This window comes from Microbacterium sp. GCS4, assembly GCF_001262495.1.
Taxonomy (GTDB): Bacteria; Actinomycetota; Actinomycetes; order Actinomycetales; family Microbacteriaceae; genus Microbacterium.
Genome location: NZ_LGYE01000001.1, coordinates 765,894 through 778,654, shown reverse-complemented (window position 1 = coordinate 778,654; position 12,761 = coordinate 765,894). Strand labels below are relative to the sequence as shown.

Below are 12,761 nucleotides of genomic sequence, written 5' to 3'. Positions count from 1 at the left end.
TCGTCAGTCCTCCAGGGGTGCCATCGGCTGCCAGGAGCGGTCACGTCCGAGACGTCCGCCCTCCTTGAGCCCGCGGAACAGGTTGCTCGTGCCGCGCACCGTGCGCTCGACGAAGACCAGGCGGATGAGTTCCTTCGCGAAGGTCATCGCCGTGCCCAGTCCGAACAGGACGGGGTTGTAGACGCCGTGCACGCGGTAGTACTGCTTGATGTACGCGCGGTTGCGCATGATGTAGAACCGGTAGGCGTTGCTCGACGCGTTCATGTGGCGGATGCCCATGTCCCATTGCTTGATCTCGCGCGTACGGCGCAGCACGAACTCGTCGACGATCACGGCGGTGGTCTTACGCGACGCCAGCCAGCCGTACATCTGGTCGTCCCAGTAGATGAAGAAACGCGGGTCGGGCAACCCGATCTGCGTCACGATCGACCGGTGGATGAACATGCCCTCGAAGCATCCGCTGTTCATCTCCTTGAACCCGGACGCATCGAAGCCCGACGGCGCGAACGGAATCGGGATGCCCATGCGCTCGGCGATGCGGTACTGCCAGTAGAACTCGCTGCCGTCGTAGTCGTAGCGGCGGCCCTGGATGCTCTTGAAGCGCGGCGCCCACTTGCCCATCTTCGCCAGGCCGTCGGGAACGACCTCGACGTCGTCGTCCATCATCCAGATCCATTCGGATCCGAGTTCGTACGCGGTGCGCATCCCCTCGCTGAATCCGCCGGAGCCGCCCGTGTTCGTCTCCAGGCGGCGGTAGACGAGGTCGGTGCGGAGGCGCGGACGGAAGGACTCGACCACCTCGGTCGTGTCGTCGGAGGAGGCGTTGTCGATGATCACGACGTGACCCGGCTTCGGGTCCATCGCGATGATGCTCTCGAGGAGTCCGGTCAGCAGATGCGTCCGGTTGTAGGTGACGATGACGATCGTGGCGGACGCCGGGGCGAAGGGGACGGTTGTCACGAGTGAGATTCTCCGAAGGGTGAGGTCCCGCGGAACGCCGCGAGCAGACCCCAGCCTACCCGCAGGTGTCAGGAGTTCCCGGTGGACCCGCTCAGCGCTCGGGCCGCAGCGTGGGGATCGCCCCGGTGTGCGCGGCGTCGATGTTCTCCCGCCACGAGCGGGATTGTCCTGCGCGCAGCGCGCACAGCACGAGGAGAAACCATCCGGCTCCCTCGAGCGTGAAGCTCTCGAACATCGAGTCGACCGCGAGCGTCACGAGCATGAGCGGCGTCCAGGCGTAGACGACCGAACGCCGAACACTGGCGACGAGCCAGGATCGAACCGTCGCCGCGCCCCCGAGTGCGAGGAACAGGACGAGTCCGGCCCATCCGAGCTGCAGCATCACGTCGAAGTAGGCGTTGAGGCCGCTCTGATGGTGATCGTCGAGCAGGAAGTTAATGTAGGTGAAGGGGTACTCGCCACGGGCCCACGGGCCGAACCACCCCCATCCTGTGATGGGTTTCAGCGACACGAAGTCCAGCATGGTGTTCCACAGCGTCGCCCTGATCGAGAAGTCGGACCCTGCGTCGAGCAGCGCGATGATCGGATGCCGCAGGGCGAAGGCCGCAGTCAGGGCGAGAACGACCAGGATGCCGAGGACCCACTGCACGAGTCCGCGTCGCTCCGACGGCGTGTGACGGACGATCGTGAGCGCGACCGTCACGATGCCGACGGCGGCCGCCAGCACGATGACCGTGGGGGAGGACGACAGGAAGGCGAGCAGGGCGGCCAGCGCGACAGACGGGATTGCGATCGGTGCCGTGACCGATTGCGAGCGCCACTCGATGACGAACGTGATGAGGGCGAGCACGGCGACGAAGCCGAGCAAGTTCCGACTGCCGAACAGGCCCTGCACCGGCCCGCCCAGGGCGAGGTTCCCCTGGATGCCCAGGAACCCGAAGGGCATGTCGAACAGGATCCCCGAGAGGATCTCGACCCCGAGGGAGAGCACGAGCAGGATGCGGAGTGTGTCTCCCAGTGCCCTCACCGTCTGGAGCGTGTCACGGATGTGGCCGACCGTGATCGCGAGGAAGGCGAAGCCGAACAGCGCCATCCATCCGAAGGCGGTGTCGGACTTGTCGGTGGTCCAGAAGAGGCTCACGAGTGCCCAGGCGAGGAAGGCGAGCAGGGACGACGGGGCGAGTCGCAGGAGCGACAGCTCCTCGCGTCGAACCCACAGGATCGCGGCGCCGACGGCGCACAGCATCGTGATGATCGTGGCGAGCGTCACCTGCGAGGTCATGCGCTCGATCGCGAACGATCCGAACACGGCGCTGAGCACCGCGATCGTGAACGCGCGCGCGAACTCGGCCGAGCCGAGGAGGTCGACGAACCGCCGGCCCGCCGTCACGGAACCCGCCGCGCTCTCTCGCCATGCTCGATGACACGGTCCCGCTCGCCGACGCCGATCAGGGGGATCGACTTGATCTTGAACGACAGCATCACGAGGAGCATCCAGCCCCACAGCATGATGGGCGTGGACTCGGTGAGGCCCTGCACGAGCAGCACGACTGTGAAGAGGCTCGGCAGCAGGGTGATCGGGGAGTACGGACGGTCGCTCGTCAGATCCCACCGCGGGCGGTCGACCGCGAAGAACCAGGATCGCCACAGCAGGCTCAGATAGGCGAGCGCCATCAGCACGACGCCCACGACGCCGAGCTGCATCAGCACGTCCAGCCACATGTTGTGGGCGTGGAACACCGTGATCCCGTGGTCGACGATCCATCCGTCGAACGCCGGATCGTAGGGCACCCAGGGGCTCGAGAATCCGTTGCCGAACACCGGATGCTCCGCTGCGCGCTCCAGGACCTTGGTCCAGATGCGGTCGGAGCGTCCCGTGAGGTCGCCGCTGCGGCCCAGCAGCGACAGGAGCGGCTCGCGCAGCGCCCACGCGGCGGCGACGAGCACGGCGCCTCCACCGAAGAAGATCATGTACAGGCGGGTGCGGCCGCCCGGGGTGCGCTGGCGTCGCATCAGGAGCGCCACCACCAGCACCACCCCGGCGGCGGCGGCGCACGCGTACGCGGTCGCCGAGCCTGCGCGCAGCAGGAAGTATGCGGCGAGCAGCATCCACAGCGCGAGCGTGGTCCGCCAGCGGGCGCGCGCCGCGAAGCGCACGCCGAACGCGATGATCGCGAAGAGGCTGATGATGGCGAGCAGGTTCGAGTTGCCGACGATCCCCTGGATGCGGTCGCCGTCGAGGAGGTTGCCGCGCACCCAGTACCAGTGCGCGTTGATCTTCTCCCCCTCCGGACGGACGAAGAAGTTCGGGAGGATCGGCCCGTGCACGATCAGTGCGACCCAGAGCTCGAGCGCGAGGGAGAGCCCGAGGATCCACTTGAACGCCGAGGCCAGCGCGCGCACGATCTCGTTCCACGAGAGCACGTGGACGATGAACAGGGCGTTCACGGTGACCGTCGCGAGCAGCGCCCAGGTGAGGAGCGTCGATTCGCGCCACTGCGACCAGGCGACCGAGATCAGCGCCAGAGCCGTGTAGGCGGTCGCGGCCCAGGGCAGCCGACGCCAGGCGAAGCGCTGCGGACGGCGGCGGGCGACCATCGGGATGCCGATCGCGAGCGTCGCGATGAGGAACCCTGCGAGGACCGCGGCCGCACCGTAACCGCCGACGAGGTTGTAGACCGCGGCGTGGGCGAACACGGCGAACAGCACGAGGATGATGTAGCCGCGCAGCAGAAGATGCCCCGTCGACTCCCGCTCAGGGGCCTGGGGCGGAGCTGCCGCCGGATGCTTGGTGTACTGCGCCATCGCGTTCAGGCTACCGCGCGCACCCGAGCGCGCACCGGGTGCGACGCGCACGGCGCCCACGTCCGGGTCGCATCGTGTCGGCGCAGACCCCTACCCTGGTCACATGCTGCTGAGCCTGACGAACGTTCCGCGCGACTACGCCTGGGGATCGCACACCCTTCTGGCCGAGCTTGAGGGGAGAAGACCGTCCGCCGTTCCCGAAGCCGAGGTGTGGTTCGGCGACCACCCCGGCGACCCCGCCGACGTGGCCGGGGGAGGAACCCTCGATGCCGTCACCGGCGGACGGCTTCCCTATCTGCTCAAACTGCTCGCCGCGGCATCCCCGCTGTCGATCCAGGTCCATCCCACGATCGCGCAGGCCAAGGACGGCTGGGCTCGCGAGTCCGCTCTCGGGATGGACGATCCCACCCGCAACTACCGCGACGACAACCACAAGCCCGAGCTGATCGTCGCCCTCAGCGATCGATTCGAGTCCTTGAGCGGGCTGCGGCCGGTCGATGCGACGCTCGAGCTGCTGCGTGCGCTGGGTGACGGAGAAGGCGTCGCCGCGCTCGCCGCCCGGTTGCGAGGCGACGGCGACGTTCTGCGCGACGCGATCGGCTGGCTGCTCTCCGGGCATGCACAGGTCGAGGTCGACGAGGTGATCTCGTCGGTCCGCTCCGCGGCGGCAGCGGAGACGGGGGAGTGGGCCACCACCCTCCGGGCCGTGGCGACGATCGCCGACACCTACCCGGGTGACCCGGGCGTCGTCGTCGCCCTCCTCATGAACCACGTCGTCCTGCGCCGCGGCGAGGGCGTGTTCCTCCGCGCGGGCCTGCTTCACGCGTACATCTCCGGCTTGGGCGTCGAGATCATGGCCGCGAGCGACAACGTCCTCCGTGGCGGCCTCACTCCGAAGCGGATCGACGTGCCGGAGCTGCTGTCCGTGCTCGACACCGCGCCGGGTGAGGTCCCGGTCCTGCGACCCGATACGGAGGGAGCGCTCACCGAGTACTCCGTGCCGATCGAGGACTTCGCGCTCCGTCGCGCGGAACTGACCGGGGAGGCGCTCGAGCTGACCGTCGAGGGTCCGACGATGGTCCTCGCGACCGCGGGGGAGGTCTCGGTGACGGGAGCGGACGGGAGCGCGACGCGCGTCCCCGTCGGCACGGTCGTCTTCGCCGGCGCAGAGGAGACGTCGCTCACCCTGTCCGGTCGGGGCGAGGCCTTCATCGCCACGCCGGGTGCTGCACCTCGCTCGCGAGCGTGACTCGGCGGGCGCGACACGCCGAAGAACGTCCATGAACCTTCAAGACATGATTGAGGGTTTACGATCCGCGACTTGACCGCAGCGAATCACACGGGTGTAATTAGTGGTGCACGGCCCGCCGAGGGGGCGGAACAAGGGTTGGAGATCGAGATGACGGGTTACCGTTCGGACGTACCGGAGAACTGGTTCGTCGATCCGATCAACCTCGGCGTTCCCGGGGTTCGAAAGGTCGAGTCCGACGACGACAACGCTCTGGCGTGGCAGACCGACGCCCTGTGCTCGCAGACGGATCCGGAGGCCTTCTTCCCCGAGAAGGGCGGTTCCACCCGCGACGCGAAGCGGATCTGCACATCGTGCGACGTCCGCGGAGAATGCCTCGAGTACGCGCTCAACAACGACGAGCGATTCGGCATCTGGGGCGGTCTCTCCGAGCGCGAGCGCCGCAAGCTCAAGCGCCGCGCCAGCTGACCAGCCGCGTCGCCTCCGGCTTCGCGGCCACGCCGGAGCCACTGCCGCAGACCCGGGGCCGAGCCGCTTAGGCTGACCACGTCATGCCAGCCCGAGTTCATGCCATCATCGTGGCGCGCCCCGGTTCCTCCGCTCGCGCGCAACTGCTCCGCACGCTGGACGCACTGCGCGCCCAATCGACCCGCGCCGTCGCGATCACGCTCGTCATGTGCGGTGACGCCACGACCGCGCGCGAGAGCGACGCGGTGGCCTCCCTGGTCGAGGGCGTCATCGAGGCGCGCGGCAGCACATCCTTCGCCGAGGCCGTCGAACTCGCCCGGCCGCGCGTCGCGGCCGGCAGCGCCGTCTGGCTGCTCGCACATGACACCGCACCGCATCCGCGAGCACTGGAGCGGCTGATCGGCACGCTCGAGCGTTCGCCCTCCGCCGCAATCGCGGCTCCCAAGCTCGTGCACACGGATGACGATCGCGAGATCGTCTCGCTCGGGGTCAGCATGACCGGTCTCGGCCGGTCCGTCGAACTCGCAGCCGGCGAACTCGACCAGGGGCAGCACGACGGCCGGGATGACGTCCTCGGCGCCGACATCCGAGGGATGCTCATCCGCTCGGAGGTCCGCGACGCGCTCCGTCCCGACCCCGCGCTCGCCGGAGCGGACGAGGGGCTGGACCTCGGCGTCCGCGCGCGCCTCGGTGGGGGGCGCGTCGTCCTCGCGCCCGCCGCGCGCATCTCCGTCTCGCCCGACGGACCCGCCGCCCTTCCCGTCGGACGCAGCCGCCGCGCGTTCGCGACCAGGCTCGCCCAGCTTCACCGACGGCTCGCCTACGCTCCCGCCGTCGCCGTGCCCCTGCACTGGCTCAGCCTGCTCCCGCTCGCCCTGTGGCGTTCGGTGACCCATCTGATCGGCAAGCGTCCCGAAGCGGTCGCGCCCGAATGGGGCGCGGCGGTGACGGCCATGGCCCGCGTTCCCGCGATCACGAGGTCGCGAGAGCGGATCCGCGCCTTCCGCACCTCCAGCTGGTCGAGCATCGCCCCGTTGCGGGTCACGCGCGGCGATCTGCGTCGACGACTCGACGACGGGCACGGCAGCGAGCACGGCGCCGTGAGCGAGCTCCGGTTCTTCTCCGGCGGCGGCGCCTGGGCCGTGCTCGGTGCGCTCGTCGTGAGCGTCGCCTCGTTCACCACCCTCCTGGCCTGGCCCGTGCTGGGCGGCGGAGCCCTGCTCCCGCTTCGCACGACGGTCGGCGCACTGTGGGCGGACGCCGCCTGGGGGCTCCGCGGCCTGGGCGTCGACGTGATCGGGCCTGCCGACCCCTTCGCGGCGGTGATCGCGGTGCTCGGGTCCCTATGGCCGGCCGGACCCTCATTCTCCCTCGTTCTGCTCTGGATCCTCGCCCTCCCGCTCGCCGTCCTCGGCGGCTGGTTCGCCGCGACGCGCGTGACGGACCGTGCGGGCCTGCGGATCTTCGCCGGAATCGTCTGGGCGCTCGCGCCGACCTTCCTGACAGCATTGGTCGACGGCCGTCCCGCCGCCGTGCTGGTGCACCTCCTCCTCCCGTGGCTGTTCCACACCGCCGTCGTGGCACACCGGTCGTGGGGCGCCGCGGGCGCTGCGTCCCTCGTGTTCGCCGCGGTCGTCGCGTGCGCGCCCTCTCTCGCACCCGCGCTGCTGCTCCTGTGGGTGGTGGCCGTCGGCATCAGCCTCGCCGGCGCACGCATCCGCGGCGCCGTGCGTCTGCTCTGGGTCCTGGTCCCCGCTGCCGCGCTCTTCGTGCCGCTCGTCTTCTGGCAGGTGCGCCACGGGAGCCTCATCGCCGTGCTCGCGGATCCCGGGTACCTGTGGGCCGGACCCCAGGCGGCCGCGGACGCTGCCGGTCGACTCGGACTCGTCTCGGGATTCCCGTCGCCCGACATCGCGAGGTGGGACACGCTCGTCGGGGCGGAGATCGTTCCGTGGGCCGGGATCCTCCTCGCACCTCTCGCGCTGCTCGCGCTCGCATCGACGGTCTCCCCGCGCTGGCGAGCCGGCATCACGTTGCTCGTCGTCGCATCCTCGGGGCTCGCCACGGCGCTTCTCGCGGTGGGGATCACGGTCGCGTTCGCCCAGGGGGTTCCGGTGGCGATCTGGCCGGGTACCGGACTGAGTCTCGCCTGGATCGGCGTTCTCGGGGCAGCGCTGGTGACCCTGGACAGCGCGATCACGCTTCCACGGCTCCGCGTGGTCAGTGCGGCGGTCGCCGGTCTTGCGATCGCCGTGTGCGCCGTCCCAGCGCTCGCCGCCCAGCATCGAGGCGACGAGACCTCCGTCCTGACCGACGGCCCTGCATCGACCCTGCCGGCGTACGTCGCGGCGCAGGCGGGCGGAGATCGTCCGGTCGGCACTCTCGTGCTCACCCCGCAGAACGACGGGGGTCTCTCCTCCGAGGTCGCGTGGGGTGCGAGCGAGACCCTCGGCGCGCAGACGACGCTCCTCTCGACAGCGACCGCACAGCGCGGCCAGGACGTCACGACGCTGTCCGTTGACCTGCTCTCCGCCCGAGACTTCGATGCGGCCGGTGAGCTCGGCGAGTTGGGCATCTCCTACGTGCTCCTCGCGCAGGTGCCCGGCGAGGAGGCCGACCGCGCACGCGCACTGCGCACCGCAGCGGTCACCGCCCTCGACCAGCGCGCAGGCTTCGTGCAGGCGGGGACGACCGATCGAGGCGTGCTCTACCGTCTCGAGGCCGACGCCGAGCCCCGAGCGACGCTCTCCGCGACGCAGCAGGCGACATCGCGCCTCGTCATCACCCTGCAGCTGGTTCTGGCTTTCGCTGCTCTGCTGCTGTCGATCCCGACCCGAGCGTCTCGGCGTGCCGCCCGCGCCACGTCGCGCATCGTGGGTCTCGCGCCGGAGGAGCGGATCATTCTGCCGCGGCATGTCGAGGGCGGGGAGCCCGAGGACGAGTCGGAGACGACGCCGGATTCCGTCGAGACTGCGGCGCAGTCCGACGGGCTCGCGGGCGAGGCTCCGGCGGGTGACGACCCGCCGGGCGATGCCTCGGCGGATGACGACGACCTCGACGTCCCCGCAACCGATGATCCGGCATCCGGAGATCCCCTGTCCGATGCTCCGGCATCGGACCAGCAGGATCGGCCCGCGCCCGCGCCCGCGCCCGCGCCCGCGCCCGCGCCCGAGTCCGAGTCCGACTCTGAGTCCGATGCATCCGCCTCGTCCGATCCACGTCCCGAGGAGGAGAGCCGATGAACGGCAATCGAGTCTTCCGTGTGGCAGCGACGAGCGCCCGCGTGCTCACCGGGGCCGTGGTCGCGGCCGCGTGCGTCGTGGGCGCTGTGCTCGCGATCGCCGCGCCGTGGCCCACCGTCTCGCACGAGCCGGCTCAGGCCGACGTGACCCCGATGCCGGGCGACACGGTACTCGTGTGCAACGGCGACTTCCGTGCTCTCGGACGCGACTCCGCCAATCCGTTCGAGATGGTCTCGGCGGCGACGCCGACGATCACCTCGGGAGGGTCCGACGGCGCACCCGAATCGACCGCCCTCCGCGTCGACGACCTCGTCGGAGCCGGCGACGTCCGCCGGCTCGTCGGCGAGGTGGATGGGCGCATCGCGCCGCTGCTCGGGGCGACCGAGTCCGTCAACCTGGCGGAGCAGGACCTGTTCGGCTTCGCCGCGGCCCCGTGCCGCCCGACGAGCACCGAATCCTGGCTGCTCGGCGGCACGGTCGCGACCGGGGCCAAGGACCTGATCGTGCTCACGAACCCCGGCGCGGTGCCCTCGACGGTGACGCTGTCGCTCTTCGGCACCGTGCGCGCATCGACGTCCGTGATCGTACCGGCCGGAGCGCAGGTCGCTCTTCCGCTGACGTCGATCGCGAGCGGCTCGGAGATCCCGGTCGTGAAGGTCACGACCACGGGGTCCCCGGTGCGCGCCGTGCTGCAGTCCTCGCTCACCCGGACCCTCGACCCCGCCGGCGCCGACCTCCAGGACGCCGTGACGGCTCCTCAGCGGCATCCCGTCATCCCGGGCGTCCAGGTGATCGAGAGCCCGGCGGACGGCAGCGAGACGGCGGTCGTCCGCCTGATGTCGCCCGAGAACGATGCTCAGGCGGTCGTGACCGTCCGCACGGTCGGCGAGTCCTCCTCCGTCGTGGAGTTGCCCATTCCGCTCACGGCCGACGAGCCGACCGAGCTCTCGCTGTCAGCCGTGCCGCCGGGGGAGTACACCGTCGAGGTCGATGCCGACGTCCCCGTCCTGGCCGGTGTGCGCGAACAGGACGGCTCAGGGCCGCAGACCGACTTCGCGTGGCTCCTGCCCGCCCCCGAGTTCGACTCCGAGGTCCTGGTGGCGGTCCCCGACGGTCCTGACCCTCGGCTGGTTCTCGTGAACGACGAGGAACAGGATGCCGAGGTCGAGATCGCGGAACAGGGGGCCGGGGACCCCACGACGGTCACCGTGCCCGCCGGCTCCTCGGCGGCCGTGGACCTCGACCCGCGTACCGTCTACTCGGTGACGCCCTCGTCTCCGGTGCACGCCTCCGTGACGATGTCCGCAGCCGGGGCGCTGGCCGGCTGGCCGGTGTGGCCGGCCGCGGGAGCGCAGCAGAGCATCACGGTCTATCCCTGAGGGGTAGCGCGACGCGGGCGATCTTCGGGACGTGAGCCTAGGGGCGTCCGTTCAGTGGTCGTGACCGAGATCCCAGGGCTCACGGCCCACGTACTCGGCCGCGGCACGGAACACCGCGCTCTCGATCGCCATGCGTCGATGCGCGCCGTCGTCGTGGCCCGGCGGCAGCATCCGTTCGATCGGGAGCCGGAACAGCACGATGCGGCTGTTCTGCCGGTCCAGGTACCACCGCGGGACCTCGTCGCCACCGTCGAAGGCGGGCATCGCGCCGATCTCGAACCGCACCTCCTCCAGCTCGGGCCACGTGCCCCTGAGGAACTCGACGGCGGTTCCGACGGTCAGGTCGAACCGGTCGATCCGCCCGTCCAGCGGCGCGAGCGGCGGCCGGACGACCTCGCTCCGCCCCAGACGTCCGTGCCGTCCGTGGCGCGCTCCACGACGAGGGGCGGCGGAGGAGCGGGCACGACGAGGCATAGCGAAAGTCTAGGCCGAACCGAGGGAGGAACCGGCGGCGCGGCATCCACGAACCGAGTCCGAGCGGACGTAGCCTGACGGTGATGGACGGAAGACTCTGCTCGAAGGTCGGCTGCGCGCGAGAAGCGGTGGCGACGCTCACCTACGACTACGGCGACCAGATGGCGGCGCTGGGCCCGCTCGGCGCCGCGAACCATCCCCACGCGCACGACCTGTGCGCGCCGCACGCCGATCGTCTGTCGGTCCCCGCCGGCTGGCTCGTGGTGCGGCACGAGGCGCTCCGCGCCTGACGCGTCGTCGCCACACGGTCGACCGACGACGCCGCGGACGACGCGGACGCTGCCTCAGACGCCGACGCGGCGTCCGGTGAGCTTCTCGGCGCGACGGTCGGCGTTCTCGAGCGCTCGGCGCTCTCGCTCGCGCCGCAGCACCGTGATGCCGACGAGCACCTGCTCGGCCGGGACCGGGGGAAGCGGGGAGACGAAGGCCGACGCCTCGGCGAGCAGATCGTGGGCGACGCGCGCACGTGCGGTCGGCACCAGCCGCGGCGCGGTCTGCAGGAACTGCGAGATGCGCCGTGCGAGACGGTCGGGGAGCCGGGCGACATCGGCGATCTGCGCCCACCCCGCGAGGGAGGGCGGGAGCACCGGCACGGAAGGCGCGAGCTTCGGCGTGCGCACCCGCTGGCTGTACGTCCCCGCGACCATGTCGCCGAGGCGCTGCGAACGAGAGCTGAAGACACCGGAGAGCACCGCCACGCTCCCCAGCGTCATGTAGATCTCGAGCACGCCGAGCAGGGCGCGGATGAAGGCGTGACGGAATCCGGTCGCACCGCCGTCGATGCGCACGATGCGACCGCCGACCGCGAGCTTGCCGAAGCTGCGGCCTTTGAGAGCCACCTCCATCGTGATCGGCAGCACGACGAAGCTCACGACGAGCGCGCTCACGGTCGCGATCCGATCGGTCGCCTCGTCGAGGACGCCGGCGTCGAGCAGCCAGACGCGCAGGAAGATCCACAGGAGGAAGACTCCGAAGCCGACGGCCATGTCGATCAGGGCGCCGGCAGCCCGGAGGACGAAGCCGACGGGCTGCACGTCGATCGCGACGGCCTCGCCGGAGAGCACCTCGTCGGATGTATCGAGCGGGGCAGACATGAGTACAGTAAATCAGGTGGATGCCGATGCGCTGACAGATGCACGCCGGGCCGAATGGGAACGCCTGGAGGAGCTGAGCCGTGCGCGCCTCGACGGAGCAGGCGTCGACGAGCTGATCGTCCGCTATCGCGCGGCATCCGCGGATCTCGCCGAGCTGAAGACCTCGGTGGGGGAGTCTCCGCAGGGGTCCTACCTGTCGACGGTGCTCGTGCGCGCCCGACTGCGACTCACCGGGGCCTCGGACAGCGTCCTCACGCAGACCGCGCGGTTCTTCACGCTGCAGCTTCCCGCGGCGCTGTACCGACTGCGCTGGACCACCCTCGTGATCGCGGTCGCCTTCATCGCGGTCGCAGTGGGCACCGCGGCGTGGATCTCCTCCGATCCTGCGCTGATCGCGACGCTCGGGCCGCCCGACGCGCTGGAGCAGTATGCGGACGAGAGCTTCACCGGGTATTACACCGAGAACCCGGCGGCCGTCTTCATGGGAATGGTGTGGACCAACAACGCCTGGATTGCCTTGCAGTGCGTGCTGTTCGGCGTCACGGGGATCTGGCCGGTGTACGCGCTGGTGCAGAATGCGATGGGCCTGGGGGTGTCGGGCGCGGTCATGGCCGCACATGACAAGGCCGACATCATGGTGCTGTACATCCTGCCGCACGGGATGCTGGAGATGACGTGCATCTTCGTCGCGGCCGCGGGCGGTCTGCACCTCTTCTGGTCGTGGGTCGCTCCAGGTCATCGTTCGCGCACCGAGTCGCTCGCGGCCGAGGGGCGCTCCCTCGCGACCGTCGCGATCGGCCTCGTCTTCGCGCTGTTCCTCGCGGGGCTCGTCGAGGGCTTCGTGACCGGCTGGACACTGCCATGGCCGGTGAAGATCGGGATCGGGGCCGCGGCGCTCGCGGTGTTCCTCATCTACATGCTCGTGATCGGCGGCCGTGCTCACCGACGCGGTGAGACCGGTGACCTCGTGGAGTACGAGGCGGGTACGCCGCGTCTCGTGGCAGGCTGACGCGGCGCGCCCCGACATGCA

General features: G+C 70.3%; 11 protein-coding genes. 6 read left to right on the top strand and 5 right to left on the bottom strand.

Annotation, left to right across the window (positions count from 1 at the left end):
• Positions 1-3 precede the first annotated feature (3 nt).
• The 3 genes from AKH00_RS03900 to AKH00_RS03890 form a co-directional block, all read right to left on the bottom strand.
• Entirely contained in the window at positions 4-960 is a 957-nt protein-coding gene (locus AKH00_RS03900) for a glycosyltransferase family 2 protein (RefSeq protein WP_050721364.1), read from the bottom strand.
• 91 nt (positions 961-1,051) lie between these two features.
• Positions 1,052-2,350: an O-antigen ligase family protein gene (locus AKH00_RS03895; RefSeq protein WP_050721363.1), complete on the bottom strand. Its 1,299-nt coding sequence runs from the start codon at positions 2,348-2,350 to the stop codon at positions 1,052-1,054.
• Complete coding sequence (locus AKH00_RS03890; RefSeq protein WP_050722032.1) at positions 2,347-3,765, bottom strand: O-antigen ligase family protein; 1,419 nt, start codon at positions 3,763-3,765, stop codon at positions 2,347-2,349. Before AKH00_RS03890 ends, AKH00_RS03895 begins: the two co-directional genes overlap by 4 nt.
• A gap of 103 nt (positions 3,766-3,868) precedes the next feature.
• Between AKH00_RS03890 and manA the strand changes: the two genes are divergently transcribed.
• The 4 genes from manA to AKH00_RS03870 all read left to right on the top strand — a co-directional run bounded on the left by manA (position 3,869) and on the right by AKH00_RS03870 (position 10,103).
• Positions 3,869-5,014 carry a mannose-6-phosphate isomerase, class I gene (gene manA, locus AKH00_RS03885; protein WP_050721362.1) on the top strand — a complete coding sequence of 382 codons (1,146 nt, stop codon included), beginning with the start codon at positions 3,869-3,871 and terminating at the stop codon, positions 5,012-5,014.
• 150 nt (positions 5,015-5,164) lie between these two features.
• Entirely contained in the window at positions 5,165-5,482 is a 318-nt protein-coding gene (locus AKH00_RS03880; RefSeq protein WP_082297379.1) for a WhiB family transcriptional regulator, read from the top strand.
• 83 nt (positions 5,483-5,565) lie between these two features.
• Positions 5,566-8,724 (top strand): glycosyltransferase, encoded by a 3,159-nt coding sequence (locus AKH00_RS03875; RefSeq protein ID WP_082297378.1) that lies wholly within the window; start codon positions 5,566-5,568, stop codon positions 8,722-8,724.
• Complete coding sequence (locus AKH00_RS03870; protein ID WP_050721361.1) at positions 8,721-10,103, top strand: DUF5719 family protein; 1,383 nt, start codon at positions 8,721-8,723, stop codon at positions 10,101-10,103. The genes AKH00_RS03875 and AKH00_RS03870 overlap by 4 nt, the downstream gene beginning before the upstream one ends.
• A 51-nt stretch (positions 10,104-10,154) precedes the next feature.
• Here AKH00_RS03870 and AKH00_RS03865 read toward each other — a convergent pair whose 3' ends face one another.
• Complete coding sequence (locus AKH00_RS03865; RefSeq protein WP_235556678.1) at positions 10,155-10,577, bottom strand: hypothetical protein; 423 nt, start codon at positions 10,575-10,577, stop codon at positions 10,155-10,157.
• 83 nt (positions 10,578-10,660) lie between these two features.
• Between AKH00_RS03865 and AKH00_RS03860 the strand changes: the two genes are divergently transcribed.
• A complete protein-coding gene (locus AKH00_RS03860; RefSeq protein ID WP_050721360.1) occupies positions 10,661-10,867 on the top strand; it encodes a DUF3499 family protein in 207 nt (68 codons plus the stop codon).
• A gap of 54 nt (positions 10,868-10,921) precedes the next feature.
• Here AKH00_RS03860 and AKH00_RS03855 read toward each other — a convergent pair whose 3' ends face one another.
• Entirely contained in the window at positions 10,922-11,731 is an 810-nt protein-coding gene (locus tag AKH00_RS03855; RefSeq protein ID WP_050721359.1) for an RDD family protein, read from the bottom strand.
• Between the two features lie 16 nt (positions 11,732-11,747).
• Between AKH00_RS03855 and AKH00_RS03850 the strand changes: the two genes are divergently transcribed.
• On the top strand, positions 11,748-12,740 hold the full coding sequence (locus tag AKH00_RS03850; protein WP_050721358.1) for a stage II sporulation protein M: 993 nt from the start codon (positions 11,748-11,750) through the stop codon (positions 12,738-12,740).
• Positions 12,741-12,761: the final 21 nt, after the last annotated feature.